Here is a 428-nt window from a genome sequence, read left to right on the forward strand (position 1 = left end):
TGAACTGACCCCGTAAAGTTGGACGGTTTATTGGCTGGGATTATTTAAGGGCTGAGTCCTGTATTGAACAGGGCTCAGCCCTTTGAGTTTTAGCCTGATGCGATCGTTGTTGTAATACCGAATATAGTCCTCGACGCCATCACGCAGGCTTTCGATGCTGTCGAAGTGGTTAGGATGGAAGAACTCGGATTTGAGGGTGGCGAAGAAGCGCGCCATGGCGGCATTGTCGAGGCAGTTGCCTTGCGTGACATGCGCTGGGCAATGTTGCGGCTTTCAAGCATGCGGCCCCAAGCCGGCATTTGATATTGCCATCCCTGATCGGAATGCAGGATTGGCCTCTCGGCATTGCAGAGTTGGTCCAGGGCCTTGACCAGCTTGAAGACCGGCCGTCTCGCCGTCTCGAAGGCAACGATCTCGCCGTTGTGGAG

At 54.7% G+C, this 428-nt stretch carries 1 pseudogene; it reads right to left on the reverse strand.

What is annotated here, in order from left to right:
• Positions 1-27: 27 nt before the first annotated feature.
• Positions 28-428, reverse strand: a pseudogene (locus CO670_RS33600) (IS3 family transposase); the annotation flags it as partial.

The sequence above is a fragment of the Rhizobium sp. J15 genome (assembly GCF_002531825.1).
In the GTDB taxonomy this organism is placed as follows: domain Bacteria; phylum Pseudomonadota; class Alphaproteobacteria; order Rhizobiales; family Rhizobiaceae; genus Rhizobium.